The organism is Wolbachia endosymbiont (group A) of Urophora cardui, from assembly GCF_964028435.1.
In the GTDB taxonomy this organism is placed as follows: Bacteria; Pseudomonadota; Alphaproteobacteria; order Rickettsiales; family Anaplasmataceae; genus Wolbachia.
Genome location: NZ_OZ034774.1, coordinates 469,505 through 486,311, shown reverse-complemented (window position 1 = coordinate 486,311; position 16,807 = coordinate 469,505). Strand labels below are relative to the sequence as shown.

The window sequence follows — 16,807 nt, the reverse complement described above, 5'->3', positions numbered from 1 at the left end:
AATAGAATTAAGTTTATTAATATAAATAATAAATTACTATTCTTAAATTTGATCAGATTGATTGCAAAAAAACAAGATTTTCAATAGGTTGCTTATAATCCTAGCTATAGTTAGCCTTTCATAAGTAGCGATGCAACAAAGCCAGTCCGGTATATTCTCTCTTACGGTAATTAAGACAGTGGGCTGGATTCTAAGCTTATCTATGGTTAAATATACGGTATCAGAGCAAAGATCAAGAATGATTATGCTAACAATACTGCCTTGGCTACTTATGTGATAAACTCCTTCTGCTGCTTTTTGCCAGATGAACTTTGAGTTGTTCAATAGACTCTCAAACCAATGTGCAATTTTTTCTAGGTTAAGATTGGTTGATAGTAGGTGAAATCGTTGCTTTTGATGAGTATTGGGTAGAATGTAGCGGCAACAATCTTCACAAAGCATGTCATCACATTCTTCATCAAAGTCTGGACTAATAGGAATTTCATTAGTGCAATCTGGATCAAATACGTGAGGCCAATCCAAATGATCCTCTTTACGAGAACAAATAACAAAATCAACTGCTTTTAGCTTAATAAAGCCAAGGCTAGATAAATAGATTGCAGTTTTCAAGTAAGCTTTGCTCGGGTCAATATAGGGTTCATTGGATTCCAGAACATCTGCAATAGTTTGCTTTTGGTAGGATTGTAAGTCCATAGCTCTCCTTCATTAATGACTTGAAATCTTCACGCTCTTTTTTATTGAGTACATGCTCTGAGTAATAAATAATGGTATAATGCTGATTTCTTTTAAAAAATAAAGTTACTTTTTTATTCTGAAACAAAACGCGAATGGACTCAACAACAGAATTATCTTGTGTTAATTTTAACATCTGTAATTCGCGAGCAATTGAGTTAAATGGATTAGTGGCTACAACTAAGTATGTATCTTTCTTGAGCTGAGTTGAACGGAACTTTATTTCAAAAGGGCAAATATGAGGGTCAGCCCCTTCTATGGAAGACTTTAAGAATGCTGCAACAAGAAGTGTACAATTTTGGTCTTGCATATCGATAAATAAGCACTCACGTTGAAAGTAACGACTTACGATACTATTTGCTATTTTTAGACTTTCATCAGAGTTTTTGGCAGAAAGATTTAACTGATTACCATGTAGAGAAAAATCGAGAATAATCCGATCTGGTCTATATCCATGGATAATACGGTTTGAATTAAAGAGTAAGTCCTTATTGCCAGCACGACGTATAAACACGTATATACGATCATGATGATAGAAAAAACCTTGTAGTTGAGTTTCAAAGCCATCATTTTTTTCAGCATCATATTTTTGCAGTAGTTCGTGAACAATTTGCTTTGATAAAAAGTTTTTAAAAGGAGTTTTCATCCGCCTAGGGGAATTTTGTAGAATAAAGGGAGAAAACCCTCTTTTTTGTACTCTGTCAAAATGGTAAACACACTTGATTAACTCTGGATGGCTTTGTTGCATAGCACTGATAGGCATGTAAATCACAGTGAATTTACGCAGCTAATTTAAATTTAGCCATACCTATATCAGTAAATTTGTTCAATAAGTAGCACTTAATTAACAGCTCTTTTTCACGATTTACCTCTGATTTATTTTTCAAGCCAAACCCAAATATTTGCTTCAACCTATAGAAAAAGACTTCAATATAAGACCGTGCTCCATACTTAACTTTTTTCTTCCATTCATTAATACCATCTTCATAATTCTCATATGACCTAATTCTACTAATATACTTGTTTCTTTCTGATAAGTAGTCAGCTAAACAAATTTTAGTATCCTTCCTAGGGCGAATAATAGGCACAATATTGTATTTTCTGCATTCTTTATACACACTTTTTATATCATAAGCCGCATCTGCTCGAATAGAACAAATGTTATATTTATCACTGACTTCTTCTAACATATCGCAGACCGGCAAATAGTCTACAGCAACACCACTAGTGTAGTTCATGCTTATTGCTTTCTTATCATTTATGTTTAAAACAACATGTAATTTTCTTACTTGACCATAACCACTGTATTTTCTTTTTCGAATATTAAGCTTACTATGCCCACCGTTCTTATTGTAGATACTAACTCTAGTGCTATCTACGGCAATTTCAACATTTTCCAGATCATCTTTATTGCTTCTATGGTCATCAATCTTCAAATTAAGCTTTTTAAATCTTCTGGAAGCTTGTGTATAGCTGATAATCTTAAGTTTTTTGCCTATTTGTACCATATAACCTTTTACAAAACCTACAGCTTGTCTCAAGCCAATTCTAAAAAGATGAACTATTATGTGTATTAAAATTACAACTTTATCACTATAAGTGTTATTGCCACCTGCAACTTTTGGACTATTTTCATACCAATTTTCTATGGCTTGATTAACAAAATGAAAAACATTTCCTCTTTTTTTGAGAAACTCGTTATATTCTCTTTGGTTACTTACTCTCATTTTTTGTGGCATAAGTTGTACTTGTTTGAAAAATGCCTATTTTACAACAAAATGCGTTAGTAGCCATATATTAAAAAGCTTTTCTTCTTACAATAACCTCAACCAACACTAGCTATGCAACAAAGCCATCCAGACTTAAAAGATCATTACAATAAAAGACCAGTAGATTATGCTGAACACAACAGTAAAGTTGGGCAGCTATTTGGTGCCGTTGATCGTGATACGGTGTTACTATACTCTGGTGGTATAGTGATTTTTCGCTTTTTAGTATCTGCTGCGCACTTGAGGCTGCAGTTGGAGATTTCAGAAAAGCAGATAAAATCGGGTTTGCCATTTTTACAGTAAGTACTGCTGCTGTTGCATTATATTGCGCATACTGTGCAATAAAAACTGCGTTTTTTTCAAAACCCTCACCAGATTTTACCGAAGCTAGAGCAGAATTTCTTAATAGTCAATCACCAAATCCAGCAGGTGCAGCTTAATAATTATAGCTAAAGTAGTCTAGGTTTACCGTCATTCCGCTACTTGTTAGCGGATGAGATACCGTGAATAAATCACGGTATGACGGTTCGCGGTGGTATAGTAATTCGTCATCCCGCTACTTGTTAGCGGGATCTATGCTAAGAGATACCACGGCGGTATGACGGTTCGCGGTGGTATAGTAATTCGTCATCCCGCTACTTGTTAGCGGGATCTATGCTAAGAGATACCACGGCGGTATGACGGTTCGCGGTGGTATAGTAATTCGTCATCCCGCTACTTGTTAGCGGGATCTATGCTAAGAGATACCGCGAATGAATCACGGTATGACTTAGATTGCTGATAAATCGTCATTCCGCTACTTGTTAGCGGATGAGATACCGTGAATAAATCACGGTATGACGTATAGAAACTAAAAAAGTTCTTTTTTAAAAAACTTAAGTTATACTTATAAGTATTTGATACTTTTTATAGTGATTATGTCGAATTTAAGCTGCCTTTATGGTGATAATGCAGAATTTGTGGAAGAAATGTATAGCCGTTATCTGCAGGGCGATAAATCAATCGGGGAAGATTGGTATAGAATTTTTTCAAGCAATTTAGAAGTTAATAAAGCAGAGCCCTGCAATGCAACTAAGGTAGATGATTCAGTTTCTAGTTTAGCAAATTTCTTCAGGTCCTATGGTCACTTTTTTGCAGACTTAAACCCATTGTCACCAAGTGAGAATCAATTAATAGATTACCAAAAATATTCAAATCTATCTCCGGCAAGTGACGCTGAAATCTATAGAGATATTTACTGCAAGAATATCGGTTTTGAATTTATGCATATCTCCTCTTATGAGGAGAGAATATGGCTGCAGGAAAAGATCGAAAATCAAACCTATACGCTGAGTTCACAAGATAAAAAGGAAATCCTGAGGCACTTGATCGAATCTGAGATGTTCGAGCAATTTCTCCATATGAAATTTCCTGGATATAAACGTTTTTCTATCGAAGGTGGGGAATCAGCTATCGTTGCTATTGAAAAAATTATTAGTGATTCTGCAGCTTTTAGTATTGAAGAAATAGTCCTTGGCATGGCTCACCGCGGACGGCTCAATGTTCTAACCAAAGTTATGGGCAAAGAATATGCGGCAATGCTATCTGAATTTCAAGGCAACCTTGCATACCCAAGTGGTCTTGAGGTGTCTGGTGATGTTAAATATCACCTTGGCTATTCTTCTGATCGAGCACTTACAGGTGGCAAAAAAATACATTTAAGTTTATGCCCTAACCCATCTCACCTTGAAGCGGTGAATCCGGTTTTGGCTGGAAGAATAAGAGCAAAACAGAATATAAGGTCCGTGCTTGGCATATCAATTCATGGTGATGCGGCTTTCATCGGTCAAGGTGTCGTTGCCGAGACCTTGAGCCTAAGCAACATTGAAGGTTATAAAGTGGGTGGTATTGTGCACATTGTTATAAACAATCAAGTTGGTTTTACTGCTAACCCATGCTGCGCACGATCCTCTTTTTATTGCACTGACATAGCAAAATCAATAGAAGCTCCGGTTTTCCATGTGAATGGAGATAACCCGGAAGCTGTGAGTTTTGCTGCAAGTCTGGCGATGGAATATAGGCAGAAATTTAAAAAGGACGTAGTGATTGATATAATATGCTACCGCAAATACGGCCATAATGAAGGCGATGAACCGAATTTCACTCAGCCACTTATGTATAAGCTGATATCAAAACATAAAACTCCTGGAACATTGTATGAAGAAAAATTGACTGCAGAGAAAGTATTAGATGGCGATGAAGTAAATAAATTGCGCAGTGAGTTCAGGGCAAAATTAGATAAAAGTCTTGCTGAATCAGTGACTTACACTCCAAAAAAAGCTGACTGGTTCGGTGGAGTGTGGTCAAAATTAAGAAGAGCAAAGCTGAACGATTTGAGCGAATACTACACGGATTCTGGTGTTCCGCCAGATGAGTTGAAAAAATTGGGTGTGCATATAAATAGCAATATTCCAAGTAGCTTTAACATTAACAATAAGGTTAGAAAAATACTCGATGGAAGAATAGACAGCATAAATTCTGGTAGCAATATAGACTGGGCAACTGCCGAAAGTCTTGCATTTGCGTCACTGCTTACAGAAGGAATAGGAGTGCGTTTATCAGGACAAGATTCTGGTCGTGGGACTTTCTCGCACCGTCATTCAAGGCTTGTTGATCAGGCAACAGAAGAAGCGTTTATTCCGCTAAACAATATAAATGAAAAGCAAGCTCACTTTGAGGTCATAGATAGCGCTTTATCAGAGTATGCTGTAATGGGCTTTGAATATGGATATAGTCTTGATTCTCCGTATTCACTGGTGCTCTGGGAAGGACAATTTGGTGATTTTGCAAATGGTGCACAAATTATGATCGACCAGTTTATCGCATCTGCAGAAACAAAGTGGTTGCGATCAAGCGGTCTAGTTCTATTGTTGCCCCACGGTTATGAAGGGCAAGGACCTGAGCATAGCTCCGCACGTATAGAGAGATTTTTGCAACTCTGCGCAGAGGATAATATGCAGGTAGTTAATTGTTCCACTCCGGCGAATTACTTCCATGTCTTACGCAGACAAATGCATAGAGACTTTCGTAAGCCTTTAGTAGTGTTTACACCTAAATCACTATTGCGTCATAAAAGAGCAGTTTCTAACCTATCTGACTTTGAAGGAAAATTCCTCACGGTAATTCCAGAATGTAGAACAGGTTTAGTTTCAAATAATGAAATACGTAAAGTTGTAATATGCAGTGGTAAAGTTTATTACGATATAATTGAAATGCTTGAAACACAAAAAATAAACGATATAGCAGTGATACGTTTAGAACAATTCTATCCGTTTCCAGCCGATAAATTAAGCAGCGAACTTGAAAAGTACAAGAACGCTGAAATTATATGGTGTCAAGAAGAACCAAAAAATATGGGGGGATGGTTTTTTGTCAACCCATTGATAGACGAGGTGTTATCTGACCTCAATATTCAAGCAAAAAGACCTAAGTGTATCGCAAGACCTGCTGCTGCATCTCCTGCATGTGGTTATGCTAGTGTTCACACTCAGCAACAGGAGGAAATTTTAAAGCAGCTTAATTAAACTTCACCTCTACTAGTGGAATGTTATTCCAGCTATTGCTTCCATAGTCATCAATAGAAGCGTTTAAGTAATCTGTATCAAAGCGCACGGGCACATCAAATTCGAAGCTAGCAGTGATTATCGCATCTTTTACTGGTGGCTTCATAAATGTTATTTCTCCCGTTGAATAATTTACTGAATATTCACTCTCTTCTTTACCATTTAAATAAATCTTTACTGTCCCATGTACTGGCTTTTTGATCATGCGTATATGCTTATCTTCCCCACTTACATAAGTTTTGATTAGCTGAAAAGTCGTTTTTTTGTTATCTCCTATACCAATCTTTTGATTAATGGCTATAAAATCTGACCAATCCTTAAAACGAAACCCTATTGCTTTACCTTTTCGTGCATGAAAAAATGTTATGAGTTCTGTTAGCTGCTCGTTTGATCTGACCCCGTAAGCTATGTTGTATCTAGTGCGTGCATGAGACCAATTGATGTTGCGCTGTTCACAACCGTTATGAGTTGTTACAACGTCAGTGGAAAATTCCGGTCCTCCAGTGGAACCATAAGATATATTTTCTGGAAATCTAATTTCTGTGAATGACATATGTCCTCCTATGAAAGTAAAATTGAGGTGGTGTAGTAAAACAGGAAAGATCTTAAATTTTTAAAGTTGCTTTATTAATAAGACCGTGCATTTTTAATCCTATTTCTTCTAGAAAAGTAAGGGTACTATTTTCTTCTAACTCACTTTTCAGTTCGTTAATGTTCTTATGACTCTGCGTTAATTGATATACACAAACACATCCAACGACTAAAGCAATTCCAGTAAGACATGCAAAAGGAATTGCTTGAGTAATGATAGCAGCTATAGCAGATGCTGTGAATACTATAGCAGCTATCACAGCAACTGTGCCATAAACAGCTTCTTTCTTGGGAGTGTTAAATAAACTGTGTCAAACCGAAAAAAAAGTAATAAATTGATATAAAAAAATGGAGGTTTGACAATGAGTCAGAAAGTAGTAAACAGAACTACCGGTTTGGTAGATTATAAAGAATTAGAAACAAATATCCTGTTGTCTATACGAGAAGGAAGACCGTTGACAGGAAGAGATGGAGCATTAACACCGTTTATAAAAAAGTTGCTGGAGGTAAGCCTGGAAGGTGAAATAGAAAACCACTTGTCGGCTGAAAGCGAAGAGAATAATCGAAGAAATGGGAGGAATGCAAAGACTTTACGTACAAGCGCAGGGTCATTTGAGCTTTTGACGCCAAGAGATAGGGAAGGAAGTTTCGAACCACAAATAGTCAAAAAAAGGCAAACAAACTTACATCCAGAGCTTGAAACGAAGATTTTGAGCACATTTGCCAGTGGTATGGGCTATAGAGATATAGTGTCACATGTTGAGGAAATTTATGATCACAAAATATCGGTGGCAGAGATATCAAGTATTACTGACAAATTGCTACCAGTAATCAACGAATGGCATAGTCGCCCGCTGCAGTCTGTATATCCGATAGTTTTCATGGTTTTTTAAAGTCAAAGAGGACGGGCATTGCGTAAGTAAATGCATGTATAACATATTAGGCATAGATCAAAATGGCAAAAAAGAAGTATTAGGTTTTTATTTGGCTGAAAGTGAAGGAGCTAACTTCTGGTTGGGAGTGCTAAATGACCTCAAAGAAAGAGGAGTAGAAGATATCCTTATTGCCTGCGTTGATGGGCTGAAAAGCTTTCCTGCAGCTATAAACAGTGTCTTTCCTAATGCGGAAGTGCAGATGTGTATAGTGCATCAGATACGCAACTCACTGAAGTATGTGGCCAGTAAAGATGCGAAGAGTTTTTTGAGCGATTTAAAGAAGGTATATCAAGCTTCAAGCAAGGAAATTGCCGAGAATTATCTGTTGGAATTAGATGAAAAATGGGACACAAAGTACCCTATGGTTATAAAATCTTGGCAGAATAATTGGGAAAACTTGTCTGGTTATTTTAAGTATTCTGGTCCAGTTAGGAGGATAATCTACACCACCAATCCCATAGAGGGGCTACATAGGCAAATTAGGAAATTCACTAAGACCAAAGGCTCATTTACCAGCATAAATGCCTTGTATAAGCAGGTATATTGTGCTATAAAGAAGGCAGAGGAAAAGTGGACGATGCCTGTACATGATTGGGCATTAACTATCTCTCAACTTGATGTTTTCTTTCCTGGCAGATTGAAAATTGAGTTGAACTAAAAATGCGGTTTGACACAGTTTATTTAACACTCCCAATAGAAAGTGTTGGATGTAAAGTTTTATTTTTGCCGCCATACTCGTCTGATTTAAATCCAATTGAGAAGTTCTGGTTTGCCATCAAGCATGCCATAAAAAAAGCGCTGCCAAGCTTTTGGCCTGATATCAATTCTGCTATTGATTTTGTTTTTCAGTATTCAGGTAACCCTTTCTTGGGTTAGCTATAGGATCATCATCTATTCTTTTTTCTCTACAAGTATAGTATTTTCTAAAACGAATGATAAACGTCTAAAATGGTATTACCAACTAAAAGGTGTAAGTCTGTACATTGATGCATTAGAGGTCTGAGGCGACTTTTGATGTTGTGCCAACAATGCTCTATCGGATTTAGATCAGGTGAATATGTTGGAAGATAAAGCAAATGACAGCCAAAAGACTCTATTAATGACTTTGTTTTGGGAGTTTTATGGAATGTAGCATTATCCATAACTATGGTTGTATTACGCTGCAATTGTGGTTCGCTCTAACCATACATTAAATACATCTTTATTACACCCTCCTGTGAAGGTCATTGGTGCAATAAACTTCTTTTCAATCCATCCACCTATTATACTCACTCTTTCCCGCTTTTTTCCGGAACATCAGCATATATTTTTTCTCCTCTTGGAGCTCGTGCATATTCTCAGTATAGAATATATTATACCTTTATCATTCGCTTTTGAAAATACTATACTTGTAGAGAAAAAAGAATAGATGATGATCCTAAATATTTAATAAATTTGACTACTGAGGAATTTCAAAAATCTCAATTTTTTATTAATTGTGAGATGTGGTACATTCTATCTTCATATAGCTTCCCTCTTCATACCTCAACTAATGAAATTAGAAGCATCAACTCCCTTCTGCAAGCAAGCAGCAATAACAGTGTTCATCATTAGAAATGCAATTGTCATTGGGCCAACGCCTCCGGGTACTGGGGTAATAGCTTTGGCTTTCCCTTTTATTCCCTCAAAGTCAACATCACCTACAAGCTCTCCTACATTAACACTATTTATGCCAACATCGATCACTATTGCACCTTTCTTTATCCAGTCTGCTTGAACAAAATTTGGCTTTCCGACTGCTGCAACTACTATATCCGCTTTAGAGCAATATTCAGCTAAATCTTTACTCTGTGAGTGCAAGATGGTAGCAGTGCAATTTTCCTGCAGCAATAGGTGAAACATTGGCTTGCCCACGATATTTGACCTACCAATCACCACTGCGTTTTTACCGGAAAGGTTCTCTTCAATTGATTTAATTAAATGCAAAGAACCTTTAGGAGTGCAAGGTATAAGGCAGTTTTTTTCACCTTTAACTAATCTACCAACGTTTTCATCGTGGAAGCCATCTACATCTTTTTCAATACTTACTGCGTTAATTACTCTGCTTGCACTAATATGATTTGGTAAAGGCAACTGTACTAAAATGCCATGCACAGATCGATCTTCATTTAACTCATTGATTTTTTCAATCAATTCATCTTCTGAAATATTATTAGGCAAAACAATGGTCTCAGAACTTATGCCTATTGATTCCGCTTTTTTCTGTTTGTTGCGAACATAAACCTGACTTGCTGGATTGCTGCCCACGAGAATTACTTTCAGGCAAGGAAAAATGTTATACTCTCTCTTTAAAATATCAATTTTTTGTGATAGCCTCTCACATAGGTCGTTTGCTATTTTTTTACCATCAATAATAATTGTCACTTCCTTGCCACTCCTTAAAGTCAGGTAATTTGATATCAAATAAATCCAATACTTTGCCAACAGAATGATTAATAATATCATCCAACGATTTTGGTTTAATATAGAAAGCAGGCACTGGTGGAGCAATTATTGCTCCCATCTCCGTTAATTTTAACATATTTTGTAAATGCCCAAGATGTAGTGGTGACTCTCGCACCATAAGAATTAATTTTCTTCTTTCTTTTAGCGTTACATCTGCAGCCCTTGTCAATAGATTGGAAGTAACACCTGATGCAATTTCAGACATTGTCTTCATAGAGCATGGTGCTACAATCATTCCTGAGGTTTTAAATGAGCCACTTGCTATTTTTTCTCCTATTTTTTCTTCAGAATAGTAAAAATCTGCAAGTGATGTAATATCTTCAAGTTTTTCTTTAATCTCATGAGCTAGAGTTATTTTTCCAGCACGACTTATCACTAAATGAGTTTCATAACCAAATTTGCAGCGCGTGACGCTGGAATCTATATTTCTTTTTCCCTGGATCCCAGTGTCAGCTACTCGGATGACAGGGATAAGAGATCTATTAATATTTCTTAACGCCTCTAAAATACGTACACCGTAAATAGAACCAGATGCTCCACTTATTCCAATTACAATTCTGCTATTCACTTAACTCTTCTTCGTAGCTCATTCCCAATGCACGTTTATAGGTATCAAGCAATATTTCCTGTTCCTCTCTGTCATCATCATCCATCTTCCTCAGCCTAATAATTTGTTTCATCACTTTTATATCCCAACCTTCATCTGCGGCTTTTACATATACATCACGAATGTGATCTTGCACATCCCTCTTTTCTTGTTCAAGTTTTTCGATTCTCTCTATGTAACCCTTCAACTCTTCAGCCGTTATTTTTACTGTATCTTCCATGAAACTCCACTAATTAATTGCTGCTACTAGTATTACCAGTTTTTACTTGCACTTCAACAACAGTAATAATATTTTTATCTTTTTTTAAAATCTTAAAGCGAAAACCATACATGGAAAACTCCTCGCCTTCGTCAGGAATGCGCTCTATTTCATTCACAATCATACCTGCTAGAGTTGTAGCTTCTTCATCAGGGAGATTCCAGTGTAACTGCCTGTTAATGTCCCTAATAGTAGATTTTCCTTCTATGTGATACATATTGTCAGATATTTTCTTTATGAAATTCTCCGTGATCAAATCATGTTCATCCGAAATTTCTCCAACTATTTCTTCCAGTATGTCCTCAAGAGTTACAATTCCCTGCAGTGCTCCATACTCATCAATAACAAATGCAAGGTGTTTCCTGTTCTTACGGAAGTTATGAAGTTGCACGCTGAGCGGTGTACTTTCTGGTATAAACCAAGGCTTTGACATAACTTGGGTAATGTCAACTTCTTCCGCTTTATTATTCTTTTCACGCAAGGCATTTATTAGACCCTTCACGTGAATTACACCGATAATATCATCTGGTTCTTTTTGCCATAAAGGTATCCTACTATGACTGCTAGTTAAAATTTCCCTTATTAACTCTTCTTTACTTCGATTTATATCAAGAGAAAATAAATTTCTTCTATGGGTCATAATTTGTGATATTTCTGTCTCAGCCAAATCAAGTATGCTGCTTAGCATATCTAAATCCTGTTGTAACATAGTTCCTTCACTGCGGTGAAGAGTAATCATATTACGCATTGCATCCGCTGCAGATATTACTTCCTTATCTTTATGCAGCCCACATAATTTCAGGATGAGGTTAACAATAAATTGAATACCTAGCGTCAATGGAGAAAAAATCTTTACAAAAAACAATACAAAATAAGCAGAAAATGATGCAAATTTTTCAGGATTTTGAATAGCATAAGTTTTTGGTAGAACTTCGCAGAATAATAAAATACAAAATGTCATTATAATTGTTGATAGGAGAATGCCCTCATTTCCAAAAAGATTGATAAATATTGCTGTAAATAAAGCAGAGCAAGTAATATTAATAATTGTATTGCCGAGCAATACCGTTCCTATTGTCAATTCTTTCTTATTTAATAAGCGGTCTATTATCCTGGCTCTTTTGTTACCGTCTAGCTTTAGCTTATTAACTCGAGAACGGCTAATTGAGGTTAAGCCTATTTCTGCTCCTGAGAACAAAAACGATAAAATTAACAAAATAAAAATTGCTGATGATACTAAGACCAATAACCAATCCATTAAAGTACGATGTTATTGTGATAAAAAATAAAATTAATTTTACATGTTATGAGAGGTATTTGCAAGCCTGAATTTATATTGCCGAATTTTATATATCTTTAATCTTAAAAAATAAATCATAAAGCATATTACACGCCGCATTCACATGCTCATCCTCAATGATAAGTGGTGGGGTTATCCTTACTACTTTGTTGTTTGAAACCCTAGTTATTATTAAACCTTTATCAAGAGATCGACTAATAACTTTATCAGCTACAGGAGTTGCTAGTTCTATTCCCATTAGTAACCCTTCTCCACGAACTTCTGAAATCATCTCAGGAAATTCTTTAGCTAAAGGCAACAGCTTTTCTTTTAAATATTTACTAATTCTCTTAACATGATCAAAAAAGCCTTCTTTTAGCATTATATCGAGCACTGCATTACCAACAGTCATGGCAAGTGGATTGCCACCATAGGTTGATCCATGAGTTCCTGGAGTGATTGCTTCTGCTATGTAATCTTTTACTAAACATGCAGCTAGAGGAAAACCGTTACCCATAGCTTTTGCACAGGTTAGCATATCAGGTTCAATGCCGACATTTTGATAATAAAATAAAGAACCGATGCGTCCATATCCGCATTGCACTTCATCAAAGCACAAAATTATCCCTTGAGCTTTTGTTATTTTCCTTACTTTTTGAAGATATTCTACGTCTAGTGGATATACTCCGCCTTCGCTTTGTATGGGCTCTAAAAACACAGCAGCTGTTTCATTGCTGATTTTTTTCTCCAAAGCTTTAATGTCATTTCTTGGCACTTTATCAAAACCAGAAAGAAGCGGAGCAAAACCTTCGCGTGATTTTTCACTGTTTCCAGCAGAAATTGCAGCAATACTGCGGCCATGAAACCCTCCTTCAATTGTAACAATACGATTACGTTTTGCTTGCCTTTTTGAATAAAAGTAACGACGAATAAACTTAATTGCAGCTTCTGTTGCTTCAAGCCCACTTGAGCAGAAAAAAACTTTATCTGCAAAAGTAAGGGTTGTTAAACGGTCAGCAAGCCTTTCTTGCTCGGGAATAGTGAAAATGTTAGAGCAGTGCCATAGTGAGCTCAATTGCTCTTTCAGTTTGTCTGTAATGTATGGATGACAATGCCCTAAAGAAGTTGTAGAAATACCTGCAGCAAAATCTAAATATTTTTTACCATCTTTGTCAAAAAGATATGCCCCTTCTCCCCTAACTATAGGAGTGTCAAGTCTATTGTACGCATTAACAACATGATCCATTTTATAAGTATTGTGGTATTATCTGTATTATACCTGAAATGAATCCATTAACACAAAGCTTTTCCTTTAACCTCTTATGCTACCTCAACTAAAAATTTGGCTAATGCAAACCTTTTTTGTCATTCTATAGCTAAAGTGACTTAGTTTTACCAACACTTATTAGCATTGTAAAAGTTTTTGTTTCTATTGAATGACAGTTGTAGCCTATGCAAGAAGTCTATTGACTTTGAGCGCACTTTAGCCTATACAATTTTAATATCTTAAACTACTGGACATGCCCGATCTAAAGACAATGATGTTAAATTTTGGCCCTCAGCACCCAGCTGCACATGGAGTGTTGCGCCTTGTTTTAGAGATGGACGGCGAAGTGGTTGAGAGAGCTGATCCTCATATTGGGCTTTTGCACCGCGGTACTGAAAAATTAATAGAACATAAAACGTACCTTCAAGCTTTGCCTTATTTTGATCGCCTTGATTATGTATCACCAATGTCACAAGAGCATGCATATTCACTGTGTGTGGAGAAATTGTTGCAATGCGAAATTCCAATTAGGGCAAAGTATTTACGTGTCTTGTTTTGTGAACTGACGAGAATACTAAATCATTTACTGAACGTCTCTTCTCAAGCACTTGATGTTGGAGCAATGACTCCCCTTTTATGGCTCTTTGAAGAAAGAGAAAAAATACTGGAATTTTACGAAAGAGCTTCAGGTGCAAGGTTTCACGCAGCTTACATCAGGCCAGGTGGAATTGCAGCAGATGTTCCAGAAGGTTTGATTGAGGATATTGCAAAGTTTATAGAGCAATTTCCAAAGTATATAGACGATGTTGATGAACTTTTAACAGAAAATAGAATATGGAAGCAACGCACTGTAGGAATTAGTGAAATATCAGTAGCGCAAGCACTTGATTGGGGCTTTAGTGGCCCAATGTTGCGCGCTGCTGGGCTTGCTTGGGATTTGCGAAAAAGCCAGCCATATGAGATATATGATCAACTAGATTTTGATATACCGATCGGCCAAAATGGCGACTGTTATGACCGTTATCTAGTTAGAATGGCAGAGGTCAGGCAGTCTGTTAGCTTAGTGAAGCAGTGTATAGAGAAAATGCCTGAAGGGCCAGTAAAAACTGAAGATAGAAAAATTTCTCCACCGCCAAGAGCGGAGATGAAAAAATCTATGGAAGCTCTCATCCACCATTTTAAACTTTATTCGGAAGGGTATCATGTACCAAAAGGTGAGGCTTACACAGCTGTTGAGGCACCAAAAGGCGAGTTTGGAGTGTATATAGTTTCAGATGGTACCAATAGACCTTACAGATGCCGAATAAGAGCACCTGGCTTTGCACATTTACAAGCCTTAGATTTTATGGCAAAAGGACACATGCTTGCCGACGTTGCAGCAATTATTGGCTCACTCGATATAGTTTTTGGTGAGATTGATAGGTAATTATTGTAAAATAGCAACTCAACTAATGGTCAATACATCTTCTATTAAAAATTGTACAAATTCATTGCCATTCCAGTAATTCATAGAGATTTTACCCAAAATAGCTTTAACATTACCCTGCATGATAGCAGAGCCAAGATGAGTATTTGCAGAACGAAATGCAATAGCTCTTACCATAATATTATCATCAGCAATAAAACATTTTATATGGTCAACTCCTATAACTTCAGGCTTTCTTATCTTTGCTCCTTGGATAATAAACCTTGGTTCAGGATTCCCAACTCCAAATGGTCCCAAGCGTTGCAATTGATTCCATAAAGATAAATTTATTGCTTTAGCAGTTACTATACTATCAGCTTTTAAAGTTTTCTCATTTATAGAGTTTGAAAATCTTTCAGTAAAAAAATCATGCAAATCATTTATTTTGTCTTCTTTAATTGAAAATCCTGCCGCCATACTATGGCCACCACCTTCAATAATTAAATTTGTAAACTTTGCGGAAAGGACTGCAGCACCGATATCAACTCCCAAAATTGATCTACAGCTTGCTTTTCCTATTCCATTGTTTAAAGACATCACTATTGTTGGTAAGTGAAACTGCTCCTTTAGCCTCGATGCAATTATACCGATTATTCCCTGGTGCCAGTTGCCGCTTACCATTATAAAATTTACACCTAATTGGGCAAATTTTTCCGCTTGTGCTGTAGCTTCCAAGAGAGCCTCATTTTCTAACACTTTCCTTGCATTATTCAAATCTATTAATTTTAGCGCGATTGAATGTGCCTCTTCATCATCATCGGTGGAAAGCAACCTTGCACCGAGCGATGCTTCTCCAATTCTTCCTCCAGCATTTATGCATGGCCCAATACTAAACCCTAATCGTGAAACACTTGGTTTTTCAAGGATCCCCAAAGCATCAAATAAAACACGCAAGCCAACGTTTTTTCTTGCTGACATAACTTTTAATCCTTGTGAGACAAATGCTCTATTGAGGCCTGTAATCTGCATAACATCGCAAACAGTTCCAAGGGCAACTAAATCCAGCAGATCAAATAAATCTGGTTCTTTTTTGTTGGTAAAAAATCCTTGCTCACGTAGGCTTTTATTAAGAGCAATAATCAGCAGAAATGACACTCCAACTGCTGCAAGGTTAGTATAAGGAGAGCTTTCATCAAGGCGGTTTGGGTTAACAACTGCTACGGCGCTTGGTAACTTTTCCGTACCAAGATGATGATCGACAACTATAATATCAAGACCAAAGACCTTTGCATCTTCTATTGGTTGATATGCAAGCGTACCGCAATCAACGGAAATACATAAATCGATCCCGTTTTTTTTAAGTTGTAATAAAGCATCTGTGTTTAATCCATAGCCCTCATCAACACGATCTGGAATGTAGATTATAGAGTGTATATCGATTGCTCTCAGGTACCTGTTAATCAATGCTGACGACGTTGCACCATCAACATCATAGTCACCAAATATTGCAATGTTTTCATTATTCTTTATTGCCCGTATTATACGAGAAACAGCTTTATCCATATCAAGAAGGTGAAAGGGATCTGGTAATAGCGATCTGATTAGTGGATATAAGAAGTCGCTCGCATTTTCCATGTTAACACCACGAGTAACCAATATTCTTGCTAGTACTTCTGGCAACTCAAATCTCTGTATAAGAGTTAAGATTTCCCTTTGATCTGCTTCTTGCAACTTCCACAATGCATTTGTTATGCTGCGCTTTTCAATTTCAAGTAGCATATTCTTTGTAAATAAAACTACTTTACCAGAACTTTTAAACTTGTTCTATAATTGTATTAGATGCACAGTTCCAGAGTGTGATGGTATGATAAAATGTG

The 16,807-nt window shown here is 36.6% G+C and carries 16 protein-coding genes and 1 pseudogene; 5 read left to right on the top strand and 12 right to left on the bottom strand.

From position 1 onward, the window contains the following. Positions 1-42: 42 nt before the first annotated feature. From ABWU38_RS02355 to ABWU38_RS02345, 3 genes are read right to left on the bottom strand one after another with little or no spacing between them, the layout of a single operon-like run. On the bottom strand, positions 43-693 hold the full coding sequence (locus tag ABWU38_RS02355) for a hypothetical protein (protein WP_353272412.1): 651 nt from the start codon (positions 691-693) through the stop codon (positions 43-45). Then, positions 638-1,480 (bottom strand): hypothetical protein, encoded by an 843-nt coding sequence (locus tag ABWU38_RS02350; protein ID WP_353272411.1) that lies wholly within the window; start codon positions 1,478-1,480, stop codon positions 638-640. The genes ABWU38_RS02355 and ABWU38_RS02350 overlap by 56 nt, the downstream gene beginning before the upstream one ends. 31 nt (positions 1,481-1,511) lie before the next feature. Further along, positions 1,512-2,471 (bottom strand): IS5 family transposase, encoded by a 960-nt coding sequence (locus ABWU38_RS02345; protein WP_353272271.1) that lies wholly within the window; start codon positions 2,469-2,471, stop codon positions 1,512-1,514. A gap of 102 nt (positions 2,472-2,573) precedes the next feature. Here ABWU38_RS02345 and ABWU38_RS02340 point away from each other — a divergent pair, with 102 nt between their 5' ends. Continuing rightward, positions 2,574-2,804 carry a hypothetical protein gene (locus ABWU38_RS02340; protein ID WP_353272410.1) on the top strand — a complete coding sequence of 77 codons (231 nt, stop codon included), beginning with the start codon at positions 2,574-2,576 and terminating at the stop codon, positions 2,802-2,804. Positions 2,805-3,418: 614 nt separating this feature from the next. Beyond that, positions 3,419-6,064, top strand: a complete 2,646-nt coding sequence (locus tag ABWU38_RS02335) for a 2-oxoglutarate dehydrogenase E1 component (protein WP_265016484.1) — start codon at positions 3,419-3,421, stop codon at positions 6,062-6,064. Here the strand turns inward: ABWU38_RS02335 and ABWU38_RS02330 are convergent. Both ABWU38_RS02330 and ABWU38_RS02325 read right to left on the bottom strand, forming a co-directional pair. Then, positions 6,057-6,656, bottom strand: a complete 600-nt coding sequence (locus ABWU38_RS02330) for a TIGR02217 family protein (protein ID WP_253307282.1) — start codon at positions 6,654-6,656, stop codon at positions 6,057-6,059. The genes ABWU38_RS02335 and ABWU38_RS02330 overlap by 8 nt on opposite strands. A gap of 52 nt (positions 6,657-6,708) precedes the next feature. Next, positions 6,709-6,954: a hypothetical protein gene (locus ABWU38_RS02325; protein WP_253307281.1), complete on the bottom strand. Its 246-nt coding sequence runs from the start codon at positions 6,952-6,954 to the stop codon at positions 6,709-6,711. A gap of 102 nt (positions 6,955-7,056) precedes the next feature. On the opposite strand from ABWU38_RS02325, the pseudogene ABWU38_RS02320 reads away from it, so the two are divergent. Then, positions 7,057-8,287: pseudogene (locus tag ABWU38_RS02320) on the top strand (IS256 family transposase). 2 nt (positions 8,288-8,289) lie between these two features. Further along, a complete protein-coding gene (locus tag ABWU38_RS02315; protein WP_373457553.1) occupies positions 8,290-8,505 on the top strand; it encodes a transposase in 216 nt (71 codons plus the stop codon). Between the two features lie 47 nt (positions 8,506-8,552). Here the strand turns inward: ABWU38_RS02315 and ABWU38_RS02310 are convergent, their stop codons facing one another. From ABWU38_RS02310 to ABWU38_RS02285, 6 genes are all read right to left on the bottom strand, one after another. Then, positions 8,553-8,771 (bottom strand): transposase, encoded by a 219-nt coding sequence (locus tag ABWU38_RS02310; RefSeq protein ID WP_353272409.1) that lies wholly within the window; start codon positions 8,769-8,771, stop codon positions 8,553-8,555. Positions 8,772-9,153: 382 nt separating this feature from the next. Next, positions 9,154-10,032, bottom strand: coding sequence for a bifunctional methylenetetrahydrofolate dehydrogenase/methenyltetrahydrofolate cyclohydrolase FolD (gene folD / locus ABWU38_RS02305; RefSeq protein WP_253309370.1), 879 nt, complete (start codon positions 10,030-10,032; stop codon positions 9,154-9,156). Further along, entirely contained in the window at positions 10,016-10,681 is a 666-nt protein-coding gene (locus ABWU38_RS02300) for a UbiX family flavin prenyltransferase (RefSeq protein WP_253309371.1), read from the bottom strand. The genes folD and ABWU38_RS02300 overlap by 17 nt, the downstream gene beginning before the upstream one ends. Then, positions 10,674-10,940, bottom strand: coding sequence for a DUF2312 domain-containing protein (locus tag ABWU38_RS02295; RefSeq protein WP_064125346.1), 267 nt, complete (start codon positions 10,938-10,940; stop codon positions 10,674-10,676). Before ABWU38_RS02295 ends, ABWU38_RS02300 begins: the two co-directional genes overlap by 8 nt. 13 nt (positions 10,941-10,953) lie before the next feature. Continuing rightward, positions 10,954-12,237, bottom strand: a complete 1,284-nt coding sequence (locus tag ABWU38_RS02290) for an HlyC/CorC family transporter (RefSeq protein ID WP_253309372.1) — start codon at positions 12,235-12,237, stop codon at positions 10,954-10,956. Positions 12,238-12,325: 88 nt separating this feature from the next. After that, positions 12,326-13,504, bottom strand: coding sequence for an aspartate aminotransferase family protein (locus ABWU38_RS02285; protein WP_253309373.1), 1,179 nt, complete (start codon positions 13,502-13,504; stop codon positions 12,326-12,328). A 274-nt stretch (positions 13,505-13,778) separates the two neighbouring features. Here ABWU38_RS02285 and ABWU38_RS02280 point away from each other — a divergent pair, with 274 nt between their 5' ends. Next, the gene (locus ABWU38_RS02280) at positions 13,779-14,951 is read left to right on the top strand and encodes an NADH-quinone oxidoreductase subunit D (protein ID WP_353272408.1); all 1,173 of its coding nucleotides are present in this window, start codon (positions 13,779-13,781) and stop codon (positions 14,949-14,951) included. Between the two features lie 18 nt (positions 14,952-14,969). On the opposite strand, the gene recJ is transcribed toward ABWU38_RS02280, so the two are convergent. Then, complete coding sequence (gene recJ / locus ABWU38_RS02275) at positions 14,970-16,709, bottom strand: single-stranded-DNA-specific exonuclease RecJ (protein WP_353272407.1); 1,740 nt, start codon at positions 16,707-16,709, stop codon at positions 14,970-14,972. Positions 16,710-16,807: the final 98 nt, after the last annotated feature.